Source organism: Terrimonas ginsenosidimutans, assembly GCF_022012415.1.
Lineage (GTDB): Bacteria > Bacteroidota > Bacteroidia > Chitinophagales > Chitinophagaceae > Terrimonas_A > Terrimonas_A ginsenosidimutans.
This window is the reverse complement of the sequence record NZ_JAKLTR010000005.1, coordinates 320,388-340,274: the sequence shown is the minus strand read 5'-3', so window position 1 is coordinate 340,274 and position 19,887 is coordinate 320,388. Positions and strand designations below refer to the sequence as shown.

The window sequence follows — 19,887 nt, the reverse complement described above, 5'->3', positions numbered from 1 at the left end:
TGTCAAGCGGCCCAATCCTACTTGCTATTTGGACGCCGGGGCCATAGTTTTACTTAAAATTTATAACGATGAACGGTAACAGAGATTTCAGAGAGGAAGCCCGTAACAGATGGGAAGCGAGGAGAGATCGCGGTGGGCATGGGCAGATCTGGACCGGCCTTTTCCTGCTGCTGATCGGTGGAATTGCATTGATAAAAAGCTTCGGAGTGCCGGTTCCGGCATGGCTGTTCAGCTGGCAAATGCTCCTGATCGCAATAGGCGTCTTCATTGGTTTGCGGAAAGGGTTCCGTGATGGCGGTTGGTTCGTACCGATCCTGATCGGCGGTATTTTTCTTGCAAATGAATACCTGATGAACGGGGAATTGCGTAAGCATATGTGGCCGCTGATCCTGATCGTGATCGGTCTCGTATTTGTACTGAGACCGAAAGGCAAGAAAAGCTGGGGCGATTGTCAAAAAAAAAACCTGGATATGAATGCTAATGCTGAACCCGTCAGAGCCTATAGCACGGAATCCTATTCACAGGATGACGTCATTGACACCACCTGTATTTTCAGCGGGTCAAAGAAAGTGATCCTGTCGAAGAACTTCAAAGGTGGGGACATCGTAAATATTTTCGGTGGATCGGAGGTCGACTTCATGCAGGCTGATATCAATGGTACTGCGGTACTGGAGATCACGGCCATCTTTGGCGGGGCTACGCTGATCGTTCCTTCCAACTGGGCGATCAAATCAGAAGCAGTGACCATCTTCGGCGGCATCGGCGATAAAAGAAAGTTCGCCGCGCTTGCAGAGCCCGCCACAAAGACACTCGTTCTCAAAGGGACGATGATCTTTGGCGGAATTGAGATCAAAAGCTATTGAGCACATCAAGTTTAAAGGTTCAAAGGTTTATTAGTTCAAAAGTTGCGTGCATAACCGGTAAACTGTAAAACAGTTAACCTTTTAAACTTCAAACGCTGTTCGCTAACCACATAACCTAACTACTATGAACTGGTATCTTGCAAAAATGGTATTCCGTATTGTTTGCGGCGAAGGTGACCACACTCCGCAGTTCGACGAACAACTGAGATTGGTTGCGGCTGACTCAAAAGAAGAGGCGTTCTCCAAAGCTCAGGCACTGGGAGATACTGAACAGGATACGTTTTATAATAGTAAACAGCAACTGGTACAGTGGAAGTTCATCAATGTCAGTGAACTCTACCGCTTAAGCGATCTCATTGATGGGGCAGAACTATATTCAAGAATTGAAGAGCGAGACAATGCAGAATCCTACATCTATACAGTTAACCAAAAAGCCGAAAACATTTTTTTCACCCATACACACCAGTTGCTTAAACTGGCCTGATAGCATGTCTGTATCACTCTTCACTGTCAGAAGGTTTCTTATCTCTTTCAGTATCGCCTGGGTGATACTGATGACAGATCATGCTATCCTGTTATGGTCGCTCGAATGGCCGATTGAACTCGCCATCATCGACAGCCTGATCAGCAACACACTCCTGCTCATGGCATGTTTGCTGGTGATGAATACGATCCGGTACTATACTCCCGAACTGAACCAGTACCTGAACGTGCTATGCATGTGTATCGTGCTGACCATTCTCTGGATGGTATTGAGCAAATGGCTGCTGGGGCTCGCATTGAACTCCTACGAAGGTTATCCGCTGTTTCTCCGCAGATCCATTATGGTAAGATCGAGCATAGGGTTTCTGATCATGGGGATTGTAACAATGATCGGGATCATCTGGTACAACTGGCAGGATCAGCAACGGAGTGAAGAGCGAAAATCTGATGCAGAAAAACTTACCCGCGATGCGGAACTGTTTAAACTACGTCAGCAACTACAGCCCCATTTTCTGTTCAACAGCCTCAATTCAATTAATGCATTAATAGGTGCAAGACCCGCAGAAGCGCGCAAAATGGTGCAACAGTTGTCTGACTTTCTCCGGGGCACCATAAAAAAAGAAGAAACACAATGGGTGTCTCTCCAGGAAGAAATGCAATACCTGCAACTATATCTTGATATCGAGAAAGTGAGATTTGGAAATCGCCTTACCACGATCGTTGAAACCGACGCCCAATCATTAACACTAAAACTTCCGGCATTATTACTGCAGCCAATTGTAGAGAATGCTATCAAGTTTGGGCTTTATGATACAATAGGCGAAACAGTGATCAGCATCAAAACATCAACAGGCATCAACAATGAATTACAGGTGATCGTGACAAACCCTTTTGATCCGGAAACATCATCGCCGAAACAGGGAACCGGCTTCGGATTAAAATCCGTTCAGCGGAGATTATACCTGCTTTTTGACAGAAATGACCTGGTAGTAACAGAAGCAAAAGAGGATCAGTTCACCACCCGTGTGAGAATACCACAGCTTCCAGACATGACCACCTAGGCAAAAAATGCAGAAACAGCCTGAGAACGATCGCTTTTTAAATTTTTACGTTTAACTTTTGATTCTAAAATAAAATGGCTAAAGTAATCATCATAGACGACGAACCACTTGCAAGAAGTATCGTCAAAGAATATCTGGCGAAGCATCCCCAACTGGAACTGCTCGCGGAATGCGGCGACGGATTTGAAGGTGTAAAGTCAATTCAGCAACATCAGCCAGACCTGATCTTCCTCGATATACAAATGCCGAAGATCAACGGATTTGAAATGCTGGAGCTGATAGAGCAACCACCGAACGTGATCTTTACAACCGCGTTTGACGAATATGCGATCAAAGCATTTGAAGCTCATGCGATCGACTACCTGCTCAAACCTTTTAACCAGGAACGGTTTGATAAAGCGGTAACGAAATGGCAGGAACAACAGCAGTCGCATGTTCCCGCAAAAACAGAAGAACTGCTTGAAACAGCAGCACAGTCACCCGCCCAGAATCAACGGGTTGTTGTGAAAAATGGCAGTAAGATCAAGATCATTCCTGTTCATGATATCTACTTCATGGAAGCCGCCGATGATTATGTGAAGATCCATACGCATGAAGGATATTTTCTGAAGAATAAAACGATGAGCCATTTTGAACAGGCCCTGGATGAACAGCAGTTCGTTCGATCACATCGCTCTTACATCGTAAATGTTCAGCAGATCACCAGGATTGATCCTTATGAAAAAGATAATCATATCGCGATCCTGAAATCCGGCATGAGAGTGCCCGTCAGCAGAGGAGGGTATGGTAAGTTAAAAGCAGTGCTGGGGTTGTAAATTCAAAAGTAAGAAGTAAAAATATCTTCCTGAAAATGGCAATATCTGCCGACACACGGGAAAATATTTTTACTTCTTACTTTTGAATTTTGAATTTAAAACTCCTGCCCCATCCACATTGCACCACCTACACTATCGCGGCGTGAGCCTGTTACGGAAGAGAGGACGTTGTTCTCTTCTCTCCAGCGCAACACACCGATCAGTGCCATGATCAATGCTTCTTTATACTGTATCAATTCTTTTCCAGGAACGACCACTTCAATGCCCAGGCCGGAAACCTGTTCTGTTATTCTTTCGACCAGGTAACCATTCAATGCACCGCCGCCTGTTACCAGCAACTTTGATTCTGCTGATGGATGATTGGGCAATGAAGTGATCGCATCACGGACCTGTGTAGCGATATGCTCGACGTATGTATGTAACGCATCAGGAACACTTAACCCTGCGGAAGTGATCAACGGATAAACCGTGTCGGTTCCAAAATCATTTGCTAGTGACTTAGGATAGGATTGCTGATAATAGGGAAGACCGTTCAGCTTGTCAAGCAGGGATTGATCGAGGTTTCCGGATGCAGCCAATGCCCCGTTCTCATCATACTCTTTTCCAACCTGTGCGGCCAGCATATTCAATACGCGGTTAGCTGCACAGATATCAAATGCAGTATAGTCGGCCGCGTTCATGGACACATTGGCAATGCCGCCAAGATTCAGAAAATAGTCATAACCCGGAAGCAGTAACTTTTCACCGATCGGAACGATCGGAGCGCCCTGTCCGCCGAAGGCGATATCCATAGAACGCAGATCGGTCACGACCGGTAATTGCGTTATTGCAGCGATCGCCGCTCCGTCTCCCAGTTGGGCTGTCATTTTTTGGGCTGGTATATGAAAAGTGGTATGACCGTGTGAAGCCACAACCGCCACTTTGAAGTGTAACCCGTGTTCTTCAATAAACTTCAATACCTGTTGACCTATATACTCACCATAACTGGTGTGTAGCAAGAGATAGTCTTTTGCTGTAAGAGAAGTTGCACCGGCCAGCCGTTTGGTCCAATCTTCGCTGTAAGGATAGCAATCGGCAGCAAGGATCTCATATGTCCATTTGCCTCCGTTTTCATGTAATTCCGTAAAAACAATATCCAGTCCATCCAACGAACTGCCACTCATTAGCCCGATTGCCCTGTAGATCATGAATTAGATTGTAAATTTTTAGATATTTGCCAGAAACGAAGGCAAAAGTAAAAAGTAAAAAGTAAAAAGTAGAGGTTAATAGTCAGTGAGGATGTATCCTGCCAGTAAATGAGTTTTGAATTTCTAGTTTTGAATTTTTAATTTGTTCCTGTTAAACAGTATAAAATGGTTGTCAACTTAAGCGAACAGCACAGTCTTGTCAGTAATTGGGTCAGTGAGCTCCGGGATATCGAGCTGCAGACGGACCGTATGCGTTTTAGACGGAACCTGGAAAGGATCGGTGAGGCAGCAGCTTACGAGATCAGTAAAGTGTTGCCCTTTGTGAACCGTGAAGTGCAAACACCCCTGGGTGTTGCCGCCGCTAAAGTTCTGGAACATCAGCCTGTTCTGGCAACAATTCTCCGCGCAGGATTACCACTGCATCAGGGTCTGCTTAATTACTTTGACAAGGCAGACAACGCATTTATCTCTGCCTACCGCAAGCATAACAAAGATGGCAGCTTTGATATCAGCCTTGACTATATCTCCTGCCCTGAACTGGAAGACCGCGTGCTGATCATCTCCGATCCAATGCTTGCAACGGGGGCTTCGCTGGTGAAAACGATCCAGTTCCTGAAAGAAGAGGGTCATCCCAAAGAGATCCATGTGGTGACCGCTGTAGCCTGTACCGTTGGAATAGAATATGTAAAAAGAGAAGATCCCACGGTAACTATCTGGTGTGGAGACATCGATGATGAGTTGACGGCCAAAGGCTATATCGTTCCGGGCCTTGGTGATGCAGGTGACCTGGCATTCGGCGTAAAGATTCAGATGTAAGTCGATCTGTTTTTATAACTAATTGAATTTCATATTTATAAAAAAATTCCCCGTAATCTTTTAGCAGTTCATCCTTACAATTTTTATAGGTCTCGGGATTGTTGTATTTTCCCATCCGCGTGAATACTTTTCAAGGCAATTTACCGGCAGCTTATGCGTTTATGGCTATGCTGGTAGCGTTGATCCGTATGAACCTGACCAGTGAAAAAACTTAATTGCTGAGATGAAAAAACTTCTTTCGACCCTGATCGGCTGCGTTGCGCTCGTTAGCGTTTCAACTGCACAGGATCCTAACTTTTCGCAATTTTTTGCCTCACCCATGACATTGAACCCAGCCCTTACCGGTAAGTTCGATGGTGTATACCGGTTTGCGGCAAACTATCGCAATCAGTGGCCGACTATCAGCAATGCCTATACGACGATGACCGCCTCATTTGATATGGCTATTCTGAAAGACCGTATCCCTGAAAATGACCAGTTTGGTATCGGGTTTATGGGCTACAGCGATAAAGCGGGTGATGGCGCACTGAACAGCACTTATTTCGGAGCTTCTCTGTCCTATCACAAAAGTCTTGACGAAAATGGCTTCCATTCGATCGGTGCGGGTTTTCAGGGAACTTACATGAACAAACGCCTGAACACTTCCAAACTGACTTTTGGAGATCAGCTGACTCCATTCGGATTTACTGGTGTTACTCAGGAAAGCTTTGCTTCCAGCCAGGTCAATCTTAATTACTTTGACGTGAACGCCGGTCTGATCTATACCGGTACGACCAATGGTTATAACAATTTCTACCTCGGCGCATCAATGTATCACCTGAACAGGCCGAAAGAAAGTTTCAATAAAGGCGACTATGTATTGAACATGCGCACGACCATCCAGGGAGGAGCCAAGATCCCTGTGGGAAGTTATAACTCATTCCACTTTGCCGCTAACCATAGCATGCAGGCAAAGGCAAAGAATACAATGGTAGGTGGTGCATTCTGCCTGAACGTAAATAATGACGAAGAAAACCCAACCAACTTCTATCTCGGAAGCTGGTATCGTTTCCAGGACGCATTGATCCCTTATATGGGTCTTGAATTTGGAGAATGGCATTTCGGTGCTTCTTATGATGTGAATACTTCTTCACTGAAAGCTGCGTCAAATTCGAGAGGCGGAGTAGAGATCTCCCTGATCTACATTAAGAAGCCGGTAGACCCTGGTGCTAAGAAATTGAACTGTCCTAAATTCTAGGCTAACAGGAAGGAGGATAAAAGAGATGGAGAGACTGCTGAAAGGCAGTCTCTTTTTTTGCCATGATGATAAGGAGGAAAAAGAGGAGGTTGCTGTTTTTCGACATACATTTAGGGCTTATGGGAAAGCTATTCAGGAATCTTACATTTTGGGTATTGGTGGCCATCACTGGCGGGATCCTGCTGGGACATTACCGGCCCGATCTCGCACAGATGCAGGTATTGGATCAACCTTTTCAGTTGAAAGTGATGGGGCAGGAACTTAGTGTGGGTAAAACGCTGAGTGAGTTTCTGAGTGGTATTTTTATCAGTCTGGTCAAACTGTTTATTAATCCGATCATATTTCTGACCATCACCCTCGGGATCGTGAGTATGGGTGATCTGAAAAAAGTAGGGCGGGTTGGAGCAAAATCATTACTGTACTTCGAAATCGTGACGACATTTGCCTTGGTGATAGGCATTCTAGCAGCGATGCTGATACAGCCGGGAAGCGGTGTAGATACTTCTGCGGTCAAAGGTGGTGATATTTCAAAGTACACAAAAGGAAGTGAAGAGTTCAGCTGGCTTAAATTCCTCAAAGATAACTTTACACTGCAGGTCCTGATCGTTGCCATTATAACTGGTGTCTCCCTGACATTCTATAAAGGCAAGGATAAAGTGGTCCAGTTTCTTCAGCCCTTATCAAAGTATATATTCAAAGGTTTGCATTGGGTAATGCTCCTGGCACCAGTTGGCGCGTTTGGTGGAATGGCTTTTACCATCAGCAAATATGGCATCAGCACTCTTTTGCCATTGGCAAAATTGATGGGGACCGTCTACATCACGATGGCCTTGTTCATATTCATTGTACTTTATTTTATTCTGCGAATGTATCGCGTAAGCATTTTCCGTTTTCTGAAGTATATCAGGGAAGAATTGCTGGTTGTTCTGGGCACATCCTCCTCAGAGGCGGCCCTTCCCACACTGATGGAAAAGCTGGAGAGAATGGGCTGTTCAAAGTCGGTAGTGGGCCTGGTCGTGCCTACCGGCTATTCCTTTAATCTTGATGGAACTACGATCTACCTTTCCATGTGCATGATCTTTCTTGCACAGGTGTTCAATGTGGATCTGAGCTTCGCACAGGTGTTAAGTATAATCGGCATCCTGATGCTGACATCAAAAGGTGCCGCAGGCGTTACAGGAAGCGGGTTTGTGGTGCTGGCATCAACGCTCACGGCGATCAAAGTAATTCCTGTCGAAGGACTTGCTTTGTTACTGGGTGTAGACCGGTTCATGTCAGAAGCAAGGGCTATTACCAATTTCATTGGGAATGGTGTGGCAACGATCTGGATCGCGAATAATGAAAAGGAATTTGACCGGAATAAGATGGAGCTGGCCTTCAACCGGGTTCATGAAACAGAGGATGTGGTGAAGGATAATATAGAAGGGGAGACGATTAATCACTAATCGCGTTCTTAACCTCTTATGAGTTTAACTGGCGTGGAAGTATCGCCATGAACGCAAAGAACCGCAACGGCCGCAAAGAGATCTTCTGTAGCAGGAAATTCATTGCGCTCTTTGCGGTTCTTTGCGTTCATGGCGATACTCCCACCTCTTTCAAAGCTTTAGTTACCGAACATGTTAAGACAAGCTCCGCCACTCAGCCGGTCAAACTTTACCACTTACATACGGATTCCCCTTTACATAAAACCTGTAAGGCAGCAATGCATCTTCACCGGCATAATCAACACCGATACGCGGAGACGCAATGATCTCACTTTTCTTATACCGGAAACCATCATCCGCCAGAAACATTTGCTTCCCGTTCAGTAATATCCCTGTTTGATCTTTAACAATCCCAAGTGCTTTTGCCATATTCCCCGGCCCCCGGGTAAGCGTATGATCGAGCTTCTTCTTACCCGTCCGAACCAACATCTCCGGGATTCCCGCCAGCGGTTCCAGGGAACGCAGCAGGATCGCATGCGGAGTATTTCTTCGATGTGTTACCACGTTGAACAAATGATGGATCCCATAACACAGGTACACGTACGAATATCCACCGTCAGCATACATGATCTCCGTACGACCGGTGCGCCTTCCTCCATATGAATGTGAAGCTTTATCCGTTACGCCGGCATACGCTTCCGTTTCAACGATACGGCCAGAGGTGGTCATACCATCCCATCTTGTGACCAGTATCATTCCGATCAGCTCACGGGCGATCTGCACCACGTCATCACGACGATAAAATGAAAGTGGTAATTTTTTTAAGGGCATTTTAATCAGGTTAGTGGGTATTACCTGCACGGGATGTCGTGCAGATACCATTCTGTTTCATATATTTACCACTCAAATTTACGTTTTGCTCAAAGAAATAGTCATATCCATCCAATCGTGGGGGGAAGCCCATCGCTTCATCATCCAGCATAAGCTGTGGAAGTGGGTATTGATCCCGGGATTGATCTATGCGGCGTTGTTTGTGACAGGTATGTACTTTTTTGGCAAGTCGGCCACAGTAGTGATCGAATACATCACACACTTTCTTCATTTGGGTGACTGGTCGCAAAAACTTCATAGCAATATTCTTAGTTTCCTTTTCACTACCTCCGGGGTTATCCTGTGGCTTACCCTGTTGCTGTTTTACTTTTCATTTTTCAAATACATCTGCCTCATTATCGGCTCTCCGATCTTTGCATACATCAGCCGTAAAACAGAATCGATCATTCATAGTAACGAAGTTGCGCCGGGCTGGTCAGATATCAAAAAAGAAGCAGGTCGCAGTATAACAATTGCCTTGCGTAATTGTGGATGGCAGACTGTGTATCTCGTTACGCTGATCCTGTTGTCGCTGATCCCCCTGATCGGCTGGATCACACCGTTGATCGCCTTGCTGATGGAGGCCTACTATTATGGCTTTTCCATGCTGGACTACAGTCTTGCCCGGAATAACAACAGCAAGTCGCAAAGCATTCACTTTATTGGCAGACACAAAGGGCTTGCCCTTGCAAACGGCATCCTGTTTTATATGATGCATCTGCTGATCGTCTTTGCTCCTGCATATGCGATCATTTCAGCGACACTTACCATAAATAAAGTAAAAGTCAAAACACCGGCTTAAATATGGAAAAAGGATCTGTATACCTGGTCCCTTCCCTGCTTGATGAAAATGGCATCAATGCCATACCTGTGTACGTAGCAGACGCGATTCAGAAATGCCAGGTGATGTTTGTAGAGAATGAACGTACGGCCCGTCGTTTCCTGAAACAATTCTGGCGCGAACGCCTTCCGGAAGGGAGCGAGATCATCATTGACAATTATGAATGGTTTACCATCCATAAGGCAGAAGAAACTGTGCGGAATAGTTTCCGGCAGAAATTGACCGAAGGAAAGAATATCGCGATCCTCAGTGAAGCCGGATGCCCCGGTGTGGCCGATCCCGGTCAACTGCTGGTAGCCGTAGCCCAGGAAATGAACGCAACCGTGGTCCCGCTGGTTGGCCCAAGCTCTATTCTGCTGGCATTGATGGCAAGCGGTATGAACGGGCAGCAATTCCGGTTCACAGGGTACCTGCCAATAGATAGTGCCCAACGCATCAAAGCAATAAAAGACCTGGAAGCAGATTCGATCAGGAATAATTGTACGCAGATCTTTATTGAAACACCGTATAGAAATAATCAGATGATCGAGGTGATATTGAAACAGGCCTCGCCATCATCCAGGCTTTGTATTGCCGTGGATCTTACGGGAGAGAAAGAATGGGTGAAAACGAAGACGGTTGCGGAGTGGAGGAAAGAAACAGTGGATATACATAAGCGACCGGCGATCTTTCTGCTGATGGCATAAGAGGAACGCGGCGGCCGCGGCGATACGCAGCGAAAACAGCCATCGAAAAGTATTGTATTGCGCGGCGCTCGCCGCGTATCGCTGCCGCCGCGTTCCCGATTGCGCTGGTCAAACCCACAGCTACCGTCCTCTAAGGCAACGGCCCCGCCCCCGGCTCATTCTTCCGCAGGGCGATCACACTGTCTACGATAAACTCACTCATGCCCCTCCACGGCACTGACCCCAGGTATTCCTTGTAATGAAGCTCAAAATACGCCCCGCTATTGGACATTAATATATTCGCCACTTTCTCATCCGTAACAGAGAACTGGAACTCATTCGATTGAATCCCGCCAGGCTGATTGCTTCGATACCCGGCAAGGATCATTCTGCCCTCCCAGGTTTTCCAGACATAGCCTTTTTTCACAATGAAGTTCAGTGTACCCGCTTTAGCTCCTCTTCCCAATACAAAGTAATAGCGTCCGGCAAAAAGGCCTACCAGGACCAGCACGGCTACAATAACGATCGTTAGGAGGATCTTCCGGAAACCGGACATCTTTTTCTTTTCAGGTGTTAGCGAATTCATATCGGTTTTATAACAAAAAATTTGTGGTGATAACCCGATTAATATTATACATTTGTAATCCAATTTACAATTTGTTTGCAAACGTGAGCAATATTTTGACACATACTAAACAATTCGCCTTCCATGCACCCATCACAAGTGGTGTGTATGCAGTAGGTTATGATGTGTTTACGTTTTCACGCCCCCGACGCCACCCTGAGTGCTGACAGGACGAACCCCTTACCCTGGTCCCTGTCAGTGAATACTTCCCGGAAAATAGTTCAGGACTGGTAATCCGCACAATATTCAACTCTTTCAAAATTGGACAATCAACATATAATTGTCAGGGTCGCGACCCAGGACGATAAGAAATTTTCCTCCATCATCGTGGATGAAATGGAATCTTCGGCAAAAGCCAGGGGTACAGGCATTGCTAAAAGAAGTCCCGATTATATCTCCCTTAAAATTGATGAAGGAAAAGCGGTAATTGCTGTTACCGACAAAGGTGAATGGGTAGGTTTTTGCTATATCGAAACATGGAGCCATGGTGAATATGTTGCAAATAGCGGCCTGATCGTCTCTCCTCAGTTCCGCAAAAGCGGTGTTGCAAAGACCATCAAACACAAGATCTTCAACCTCTCCCGGGAAAAATATCCGGAAGCAAAAATATTCGGGCTTACGACCGGTCTCGCTGTCATGAAAATTAACAGTGACCTCGGCTATGAACCCGTAACTTACTCTGAACTCACGCAGGACGAAGCTTTCTGGGCCGGCTGCAAAAGCTGTGTCAATTACGAGATCCTCATGAGTAAAGAAAGAAAGAACTGCATGTGCACTGCGATGCTCTACGATCCTAAAGATCACTATGAGCCTGAAGAAACCAAAGAATTCTTCGCAGATAATGCACCGATTTTTGAACGATTGCTGCGCTTTAAACAATGGAAACTGCTGAAACCTTTCCTTAAGAAAGATAAAGACAAGGATAAGGCTAAAAGCGGGGGTGTAAGACCCAAGTCCCTTTTGCATTATTTATTTCATCTATAAAACCAACAACGGTTTATCATGTCAAAGAAAGTTGTTTTGGGCTTCAGCGGTGGATTAGACACTACGTTCTGTGTAAAATACCTCAGCGAAGACCAGGGCTATGAAGTACATAGCATTATCGTAGACACTGGTGGTTTTTCTGCCGAAGAACTTGCAAGAATCGAAGCTCACGCCTACTCCCTCGGAGTAAAATCCCACAAGACCGTTAATGCTGTAAAAAGTTACTATGACAGCATCCTCAAATACCTCATCTACGGTAATGTTCTGAAAAATAATACCTATCCTCTCTCTGTTTCTGCAGAACGCCTCAGCCAGGCTCTTCACATTGCCGACCATGTACAGGAACTTAATGCTGACGCTGTAGCACATGGCAGCACCGGCGCTGGTAATGATCAGGTTCGCTTTGACATGATCTTTCATATCATGATCCCCGGCGTTGAGATCATCACACCCATTCGTGATCTGAAACTCAGCCGCGAAGCAGAGATCGAATACCTCAAAGGAAAAGGTGTGGACATGAACTTCGCAAAAGCCGCCTATTCAATAAATAAAGGCCTCTGGGGAACAAGCGTTGGCGGAAAGGAAACCCTGTCTTCTAAAGGTATCCTTCCTGAAGAAGCATGGCCAACTCAAATGACCAAAACTGGCAGCGAAGAAGTGAAACTCAGCTTCGAAAAAGGTGAACTGAGAAAAGTGAATGATCACGCTTTCTCTCACCCCTCTGAAGCTATTCAGTATTTACAAACACTTGCAGGTCCTTACGGGATCGGCCGCGATATACATGTTGGAGATACCATTATCGGGATCAAAGGCCGCGTAGGCTTCGAAGCCGCCGCTCCAATGGTGATCCTGAAAGCACACCACGCACTGGAAAAACATGTGCTCACGAAATGGCAACTGAACTGGAAAGATCAACTGGCACAGTTCTATGGCAACTGGCTGCATGAGGGTCAGATCCTTGATCCGGTAATGCGCGATATCGAATCCTACCTCGAAACCAGCCAGCGCAACGTAACTGGCGACGTTTTTGTACAGCTTCAACCTTATCGCTTCCAGATCATCGGCATCGAAAGCCAGTTTGACCTGATGAACAGCAAGTTTGGTAAATATGGCGAAATGAATACCGGCTTTACCGGCGAAGATGTTCGCGGCTTCAGCAGGATATTCGGTAACCAGACGATGATGTATCATCTCGTCAAAACTGATAATGAAACCAAATAAATTAAAAATTCACCCCGCTTACAATAAGTAAGTTGTTGCAAATTGTAGGCGGGGTTACTTTTTACTTCTTATGGCTAATCTGATTAATGCAGGCATCATCGGCGGAGCAGGATACACGGGTGGCGAATTAATTCGTTTATTGATACACCATCCGGGTGTTAATGTTTCTTTTATTCATAGCCGGAGCAACGCCGGCCAACCTGTGCACAAAGTGCACCAGGACCTGTTGGGTGACACGGATCTGTTGTTTTCCGGGGAACTGGATACAAGTGTAGACGTCCTGTTCCTTTGTCTCGGTCATGGCGAATCGAAGAAATTTCTCACCGAAAATGCTATTCCCGACAAGGTGAAGGTCATCGATCTGGCCAATGACTTCCGCCTGAAAGCAGGCTCTTCTATCGGCAACCGCAAGTTCGTATATGGATTGCCGGAACTCAACAAAAAAGAAATTCAATCGGCATCTGCGATCGCCAACCCCGGTTGCTTCGCCACCAGCATACAGCTTGGCCTGTTACCACTTGCCAAAGCAGGTTTGCTGAAAGATATCTATACAACCGGTATAACAGGCTCAACGGGTGCGGGTCAATCATTGAATGCTACTTCACACTTCAGCTGGAGAGCAAACAATATACAGGCTTATAAAACGCTCACACATCAGCATCTAGGCGAGATCGGTGAATCACTGATACACCTGCAGCCAGTGAATGATGTTGACCTTAGCTTTGTACCCTGGAGAGGCGATTTCACCAGAGGGATCTTTGTTAGCTCAACCCTCTCCTGTGATCTCAGCCTTGAAGAACTCTATACACTGTTCACCGATTATTATAAAGATCATCCATTCACACACGTAAGCAAAGACCCGATCTTTCTGAAACAGGTCGTGAATACGAACAAAGCGATGATACAACTCGAAAAAGCAGGCAGCAAAGTGGTGGTTCATTCTGCCATCGATAACCTGCTTAAAGGCGCCAGCGGCCAGGCCGTTCAGAATATGAACCTCGTCTTCGGACTGGAAGAAACAACAGGACTCAGGTTAAAGGCAAATTACTTTTAGCGCAAAGTGAAAGTTTAAAAGTTCTACAGTTTAATCGTTTAAAAGTTAAATCAACACTCAAAACACTTAAACTATTAAACATTTAAACTTTAAAACTTTCGGCAGACATTAACAACTATAGAAAAAACATTCATGTTATGAATTTATTCGACGTTTACCCGATCAACGATATCACCATCGTGAAAGCAAAGGGTTCTTATGTATGGGATGAAAAAGGTGATCAGTATCTTGATCTTTATGGTGGACATGCTGTGATCAGCATTGGTCATACGCATCCTCATTGGGTAAGCCGTATCGAAGAGCAATTGGAAAAAATAGCGTTCTATTCCAATTCTATCAGAATTCCTCTGCAGCAACAGCTCGCAGAAAAACTGGGCAAAGTATCCGGCAAGCCTGACTATCAGTTATTCCTTTGCAACAGCGGAGCTGAAGCGAACGAGAACGCATTGAAGCTCGCCTCCTTTCATAACGGCCGTAAAAAAGTAGTTGCGTTCAGCAAATCTTTCCATGGTCGTACTTCACTGGCAGTAGCTGTTACTGACAATAAAAACTACGTAGCTCCGGTAAATGAAACCGAAAACGTGATCTTTCTTCCATTTAATGACACCGCAGCGCTGACCACTTGTTTCAAACAACAGGGCGGTGAAATTTCTGCCGTTATCGTTGAAGGTATCCAGGGTGTTGGCGGTATCAATGTTGCAGACGAAAGCTTCCTGAAAAAGATCCGTTCGCTGTGTGATGACTACGGCGCTGTTTATATCGCTGACAGTGTGCAGTGCGGATATGGCAGAACCGGTAAATTCTTTAGTCATGACTTTGCAGGAGTAAGCGCAGATATTTACACTATGGCAAAAGGCATGGGCAATGGTTTCCCTGTGGCGGGCATCATTGTAGCTCCACATATTAAACCAAAGCATTTCCAGCTGGGGACTACCTTTGGCGGTAACCATCTGGCATGTGCTGCCGCATTGGCTGTGTTGGAAACAATTGAGGAGGAAAAGCTGATGGGTAATGCTGTAATGATCGGTAAGTATCTGAAAGACGAGCTGAATAATATTCCTGAGATCGAGAACGTAAGAGGTCGTGGTTTGATGATCGGCTTTGATGTCCCTGAAGAATTGAAAGACCTTAAGAAAAATCTTCTGTGGAATCAGCAGATCTTTACCGGCGAAGCAAAACCAAACGTGATCCGTCTGCTGCCTTCACTGGCGCTTAAGAAAAAAGATGCTGAACAATTTATCGATGCATTAAAAGAAGAGATAGAAAAACTCGTCCCCACTTCAACACCCGCAAATCAAGAATGAGAAATTTCATTTCCGCCGCTGACGCCCAGGATATAGACGGGCTCGTGCAAAAAGCACTCTCTTATAAAGCAGATCCGTTCAAAGACAGGTCTTTGGGAGCTGGTAAACGTATCGGCTGCTTATTTTTAAATCCAAGTATGCGTACGCGTTTAAGCACGCAGATCGCGGCACAGAATCTGGGAATGGAAGCCATCGTTTTCAATGTTGGTAGTGAAGGCTGGGCGCTGGAGTTTGAAGAAGAAGCTATCATGAGCGGAAATACTGTTGAGCATGTAAAGGATGCCGCGCCGATCTTCGGCAAATATTTCGATATACTTGCGATCAGAACATTTCCTTCATTGAAGAACAAGGAAGATGATTATAGCGAGCTTTATATAAAACAGTTCATCAAATACGCAGGTATCCCGGTGGTAAGCCTGGAAAGTGCAACACTTCATCCGCTCCAATCCCTTACTGACATCATTACGATCAGTGAGAATGAGCAAAAGAAAGCGGGCACAAAAAAACCAAAGATCGTTCTTACCTGGGCCCCGCACGTAAAGGCATTGCCACAGTGTGTCGCAAACAGCTTCTCTCAATGGGTCAACCAATGGGGTAAAGCAGATTTCGTGATCACCCATCCCGAAGACTACGAATTAAGCGAAGAGTTCACTGCAGGGGCTACCATTACGCATAACCAGGATGAAGCATTGAAAGACGCCGACTATGTATATGTAAAAAACTGGAGCACCTTCAAAGACTATGGTAAAGTATATGAAAGCGATCCGAAATGGATGCTTACAAATGATAAGCTGAAGCTTACCAACAACGCCAAAGTAATGCATTGCCTGCCAGTTCGCCGGAATGTTGAGCTGAGCGATGAGATCCTTGATGGCCCAAACAGCCTCGTTACCCAGGAAGCCAGCAACAGGGTGTGGGCGGCGCAAACGGTGCTGAGCGAGATATTGAGCGGTAAATGAGTTTAAAAGTTTTAAAGTTTAATGGTTTAAAAGTTATTAATTACCATCAAACTTTAGCAGAAGTCGGCTAAACTTTTAAACCATTAAACATTTAAACTTTTAAACTTACTTCTCCCTAATGACGCGTTTACTAGTTGTAAAGATCAGCGGAAATATTATTGACGACGAAGTCAAACTGTTTTCTTTCCTGAAAGAGTTCGCAGGAATTGATGCGCCAAAGATCCTCGTTCATGGTGGCGGTAAGCTTGCGACAAAGCTGGCTGAAACCATGGGCGTAAAGCAACAGCTTGTTGATGGCAGAAGAATTACGGATGCGGAGACACTGAAGATCGTTACAATGGTCTACGCTGGCTATATCAATAAAAATATTGTTGCCCGCCTGCAATCTCACCATTGTAATGCGCTCGGACTTTGCGGCGCCGATGGCGATTCGATCCTTGCACACAAACGAAAACATCCGGTCGTAGATTACGGATACGTAGGAGACGTTGACGCGATCAATACCACTCTTTTAAAGTCCTTACTCGACCAGAATATTACGATCGTCTTCGCCCCCATCACACACGACCAGCAGGGTCAATTGCTCAACACCAATGCAGATACCATTGCACAGGAAGTTGCGAAAGGACTGAGTCATCAATTTGATGTAAGCCTGGTCTACTCGTTTGAAAAATCCGGTGTCCTGCTTGACGCAGAAGATGACTCAACCGTGATTGCTGAACTAACACCTTCTTATTATAAACAGCTCAAGGAAAAAGAAAAGATCTTTGCAGGAATGATCCCAAAGCTTGACAATGCATTCACCGCCCTGAACAATGGCGTGAAGAAAGTTATCATCGGTAAAGCGGAAAATCTCAGGCAATTGATCGATGGAAGTTCAGGTACAACTATTATCAATGAATAATGCCAGCATACATACGATCCAGCAGGATGCTATTGATCTTTTAAAAGAGCTTATCGCTACTCCTTCCCTGAGTAAGGAAGAAGATCAGACAGCCGGAATACTCAGCCGTTTCTTTGACAAGCGTAATATAGCACACACAAGAGTTGGAAACAATGTGATCGCGCGGAATAGTCAGTTCGACGGTAAAAAGCCTACCATCCTGTTAAATTCACATCATGATACGGTAAAACCCAACCCTCAATACACCAAAGATCCCTTTGCACCTATAGAGGAAGACGGGAAATTGTTCGGCCTGGGAAGTAATGATGCGGGAGGATGTCTTGTATCATTGATAGCTGTATTTACTCATTTCTATGATCAGAAAGATCTCAGTCATAATATCGTTATCGCAGCAACCGCGGAAGAAGAGATCTCAGGAGTCGGCGGTATCGAACTTACTATCCCGCATCTGCCCGCGATCAGCTTTGCCATCGTAGGCGAACCCACTCAAATGCAAATGGCTGTCGCAGAAAGAGGCCTGATGGTGCTGGATTGCATCAGTCATGGTAAAGCCGGCCACGCCGCACGTAATGAGGGCGAAAACGCTATCTATAAAGCATTAAAAGATATTGAATGGTTCAGCACATTTCAACTGGAAAAGGTTTCCGACCTGCTCGGCCCGTCCAAAATGAGTGTGACTGTTATCGAAACCGAAAACAAGGCGCATAATGTTGTGCCCGCCATTTGCCGCTTTGTTGTGGATACAAGAATAAACGAACTCTATTCGTTCGAAGAAGTGGTTGATATCATTAAGGCCAACGTCGCATCCGAAGTAAAACCGCGAAGCACACGCCTGCGTTCTACCTCTATCGCTTTAGACCATCCGGTCGTGCAGGCTGGCATCGCCCTTAACAGAACTTACTACGGATCTCCCACCACATCTGACAAGGCTCTCATGCCGTTCCCCGCCCTTAAAATGGGGCCCGGCGATTCAGCGCGAAGCCACACCGCTGACGAATATATCTATCTCTCCGAGATCCGCGAAGGGATAGACCTCTATATTCAACTCCTGAACCACGTTTTGTATCATAAAGAATAACCTGATTAAATAAAGCCTTGTCCATTCCCTGTCCGCCGAAGCTTTGCGCAGGCGATCACCTTCAAACTCTTAGCTCATGAAACTCTGGCAAAAAAACATCGCCTCCCTGGCAGAAGTAGAAACCTTCACCGTTGGCAAAGACCGTGAAATGGATCTCTACCTCGCTCCTTTTGATGTGCTTGGTTCGCTGGCGCATATACAGATGCTGGAGTCTGTTGGTTTACTGACAAAAACCGAATTGACTTCTCTGCAGGAAGAACTGAAACGGATCTACGCTGTTATAGAAAAAGGTGAATTCAAACTACAGGATGATGTCGAAGACATCCATTCACAGGTTGAGTTGCTATTGACGCAGGCATTGGGAGATACCGGCAAAAAGATCCACAGCGCCCGCAGCCGGAATGACCAGGTTTTAGTGGATGTGAAACTCTTTCTCCGCGGCGAACTTGAATCACTTGTCGCCAGTGTTCATTCGTTATTTGAACTCTTGCAAACACAAAGCGAAAAATACAAAGACCATCTTTTCCCCGGCTATACGCATCTTCAACTTGCCATGCCATCCTCATTTGGCCTTTGGTTTGGAGCGTATGCAGAAAGTCTGGTGGATGACCTGAACACGGTAAAAGCAGCTTACGAGGTTGTAAATAAAAACCCGCTCGGCTCCGCCGCAGGTTATGGCTCTTCATTCCCGATCAACCGGACACTGACAACGCAGCTGCTGGGTTTCCGTGACCTGAATTATAATGTTGTTTATGCGCAGATGGGACGTGGCAAAGCCGAACGTATCGTGGCGCAAAGCATGGCAAACATTGCCGATACGCTTGCTAAATTGAGTATGGACGCATGCCTGTACCTCAATCAGAATTTTGATTTCATCAGCTTTCCCGCAGAACTGACCACCGGCAGCAGCATCATGCCACATAAGAAAAACCCTGATGTGTTTGAACTCATCCGTTCTCATTGCAACAGGATCAAAGCGCTGCCAAATGAGATCACTATGATGACCACAAATCTTCCATCAGGTTATCATCGCGATCTTCAATTGCTGAAAGAACATCTTTTCCCTGCTTTCAAAACACTGAAAGATTGTATTGAGATGGCCGGGCTGATGCTATCCAACATTGAAGTGAAGAAAGACATTGTAAAAGATGAAAAATATAAATTCATCTTTAGTGTAGAGGAAGTGAACAAACTGGTGCTGCAGGGCGTTCCATTCAGGGATGCTTATAAACAGATCGGGTTAGACATAGAAGCAGGTAAGTTCACGTACGATACAAATATCCAACACACACATGAAGGAAGTATCGGTAACCTTGGAACGGAACAGGTGAGACGTCAGATCAATGAAGTGATCAGTTCTTTTGACTTCGAAAAAGTACACACCGCAATTGCTGCGTTAACCCGTTTGTAATTTATACTGGCGTACGAGTATCGCAGAGAGGACAAAGTCTTCGCGTTCTCTGCGTTCCTTCGCGCTCTCTGCGATACTTCTACGC

The 19,887-nt window shown here is 45.6% G+C and carries 20 protein-coding genes; 17 read left to right on the top strand and 3 right to left on the bottom strand.

Going from position 1 to position 19,887, the window contains the following annotated elements:
• The first annotated feature begins 68 nt into the window (after positions 1 to 68).
• The 4 genes from LZZ85_RS10400 (at position 69) to LZZ85_RS10385 (ending at position 3,222) form a co-directional block, all read left to right on the top strand.
• The gene (locus LZZ85_RS10400; protein WP_237871357.1) at positions 69 to 863 is read left to right on the top strand and encodes a LiaF transmembrane domain-containing protein; all 795 of its coding nucleotides are present in this window, start codon (positions 69 to 71) and stop codon (positions 861 to 863) included.
• Between the two features lie 124 nt (positions 864 to 987).
• Entirely contained in the window at positions 988 to 1,347 is a 360-nt protein-coding gene (locus LZZ85_RS10395) for a DUF4288 domain-containing protein (protein ID WP_237871355.1), read from the top strand.
• A 4-nt stretch (positions 1,348 to 1,351) separates the two neighbouring features.
• Positions 1,352 to 2,407 (top strand): sensor histidine kinase, encoded by a 1,056-nt coding sequence (locus LZZ85_RS10390; RefSeq protein ID WP_237871353.1) that lies wholly within the window; start codon positions 1,352 to 1,354, stop codon positions 2,405 to 2,407.
• A gap of 74 nt (positions 2,408 to 2,481) precedes the next feature.
• The gene (locus tag LZZ85_RS10385) at positions 2,482 to 3,222 is read left to right on the top strand and encodes a LytR/AlgR family response regulator transcription factor (RefSeq protein ID WP_237871351.1); all 741 of its coding nucleotides are present in this window, start codon (positions 2,482 to 2,484) and stop codon (positions 3,220 to 3,222) included.
• A gap of 95 nt (positions 3,223 to 3,317) precedes the next feature.
• Here LZZ85_RS10385 and LZZ85_RS10380 read toward each other — a convergent pair whose 3' ends face one another.
• Positions 3,318 to 4,409, bottom strand: coding sequence for an anhydro-N-acetylmuramic acid kinase (locus LZZ85_RS10380; protein ID WP_237871349.1), 1,092 nt, complete (start codon positions 4,407 to 4,409; stop codon positions 3,318 to 3,320).
• A 165-nt stretch (positions 4,410 to 4,574) separates the two neighbouring features.
• On the opposite strand from LZZ85_RS10380, the gene upp reads away from it, so the two are divergent.
• The 3 genes from upp (at position 4,575) to LZZ85_RS10365 (ending at position 7,907) form a co-directional block, all read left to right on the top strand.
• On the top strand, positions 4,575 to 5,225 hold the full coding sequence (upp, locus tag LZZ85_RS10375) for a uracil phosphoribosyltransferase (RefSeq protein WP_237871347.1): 651 nt from the start codon (positions 4,575 to 4,577) through the stop codon (positions 5,223 to 5,225).
• Positions 5,226 to 5,448: 223 nt separating this feature from the next.
• Positions 5,449 to 6,462: a PorP/SprF family type IX secretion system membrane protein gene (locus LZZ85_RS10370; RefSeq protein ID WP_237871345.1), complete on the top strand. Its 1,014-nt coding sequence runs from the start codon at positions 5,449 to 5,451 to the stop codon at positions 6,460 to 6,462.
• Positions 6,463 to 6,581: 119 nt separating this feature from the next.
• Positions 6,582 to 7,907, top strand: a complete 1,326-nt coding sequence (locus LZZ85_RS10365) for a cation:dicarboxylate symporter family transporter (protein WP_237871343.1) — start codon at positions 6,582 to 6,584, stop codon at positions 7,905 to 7,907.
• 201 nt (positions 7,908 to 8,108) lie between these two features.
• On the opposite strand, the gene LZZ85_RS10360 is transcribed toward LZZ85_RS10365, so the two are convergent.
• A complete protein-coding gene (locus LZZ85_RS10360; RefSeq protein ID WP_237871341.1) occupies positions 8,109 to 8,717 on the bottom strand; it encodes a DNA-3-methyladenine glycosylase in 609 nt (202 codons plus the stop codon).
• An 85-nt stretch (positions 8,718 to 8,802) separates the two neighbouring features.
• On the opposite strand from LZZ85_RS10360, the gene LZZ85_RS10355 reads away from it, so the two are divergent.
• Positions 8,803 to 9,558 (top strand): EI24 domain-containing protein, encoded by a 756-nt coding sequence (locus LZZ85_RS10355; protein WP_237871339.1) that lies wholly within the window; start codon positions 8,803 to 8,805, stop codon positions 9,556 to 9,558.
• Positions 9,559 to 9,560: 2 nt separating this feature from the next.
• The gene (locus LZZ85_RS10350) at positions 9,561 to 10,283 is read left to right on the top strand and encodes an SAM-dependent methyltransferase (RefSeq protein ID WP_237871337.1); all 723 of its coding nucleotides are present in this window, start codon (positions 9,561 to 9,563) and stop codon (positions 10,281 to 10,283) included.
• 130 nt (positions 10,284 to 10,413) lie between these two features.
• Here LZZ85_RS10350 and LZZ85_RS10345 read toward each other — a convergent pair whose 3' ends face one another.
• Positions 10,414 to 10,848: a hypothetical protein gene (locus LZZ85_RS10345; protein ID WP_237871335.1), complete on the bottom strand. Its 435-nt coding sequence runs from the start codon at positions 10,846 to 10,848 to the stop codon at positions 10,414 to 10,416.
• Positions 10,849 to 11,148: 300 nt separating this feature from the next.
• Here LZZ85_RS10345 and LZZ85_RS10340 point away from each other — a divergent pair, with 300 nt between their 5' ends.
• The 8 genes from LZZ85_RS10340 to argH all read left to right on the top strand — a co-directional run bounded on the left by LZZ85_RS10340 (position 11,149) and on the right by argH (position 19,802).
• Positions 11,149 to 11,871 carry a GNAT family N-acetyltransferase gene (locus LZZ85_RS10340; protein ID WP_237871333.1) on the top strand — a complete coding sequence of 241 codons (723 nt, stop codon included), beginning with the start codon at positions 11,149 to 11,151 and terminating at the stop codon, positions 11,869 to 11,871.
• A gap of 18 nt (positions 11,872 to 11,889) precedes the next feature.
• Entirely contained in the window at positions 11,890 to 13,092 is a 1,203-nt protein-coding gene (locus LZZ85_RS10335) for an argininosuccinate synthase (protein ID WP_237871331.1), read from the top strand.
• Positions 13,093 to 13,162: 70 nt separating this feature from the next.
• On the top strand, positions 13,163 to 14,146 hold the full coding sequence (gene argC / locus LZZ85_RS10330; RefSeq protein ID WP_237871329.1) for an N-acetyl-gamma-glutamyl-phosphate reductase: 984 nt from the start codon (positions 13,163 to 13,165) through the stop codon (positions 14,144 to 14,146).
• A 137-nt stretch (positions 14,147 to 14,283) separates the two neighbouring features.
• Positions 14,284 to 15,450: an aspartate aminotransferase family protein gene (locus tag LZZ85_RS10325; protein ID WP_237871327.1), complete on the top strand. Its 1,167-nt coding sequence runs from the start codon at positions 14,284 to 14,286 to the stop codon at positions 15,448 to 15,450.
• Positions 15,447 to 16,409, top strand: coding sequence for a Rossmann-fold NAD(P)-binding domain-containing protein (locus LZZ85_RS10320; protein WP_237871325.1), 963 nt, complete (start codon positions 15,447 to 15,449; stop codon positions 16,407 to 16,409). Before LZZ85_RS10325 ends, LZZ85_RS10320 begins: the two co-directional genes overlap by 4 nt.
• Before the next feature lie 118 nt (positions 16,410 to 16,527).
• Complete coding sequence (argB, locus tag LZZ85_RS10315) at positions 16,528 to 17,313, top strand: acetylglutamate kinase (protein ID WP_237871323.1); 786 nt, start codon at positions 16,528 to 16,530, stop codon at positions 17,311 to 17,313.
• Positions 17,306 to 18,391 carry a M20 family metallo-hydrolase gene (locus tag LZZ85_RS10310; RefSeq protein ID WP_237871321.1) on the top strand — a complete coding sequence of 362 codons (1,086 nt, stop codon included), beginning with the start codon at positions 17,306 to 17,308 and terminating at the stop codon, positions 18,389 to 18,391. Before argB ends, LZZ85_RS10310 begins: the two co-directional genes overlap by 8 nt.
• Before the next feature lie 76 nt (positions 18,392 to 18,467).
• On the top strand, positions 18,468 to 19,802 hold the full coding sequence (argH, locus tag LZZ85_RS10305; protein ID WP_237871319.1) for an argininosuccinate lyase: 1,335 nt from the start codon (positions 18,468 to 18,470) through the stop codon (positions 19,800 to 19,802).
• Positions 19,803 to 19,887: the final 85 nt, after the last annotated feature.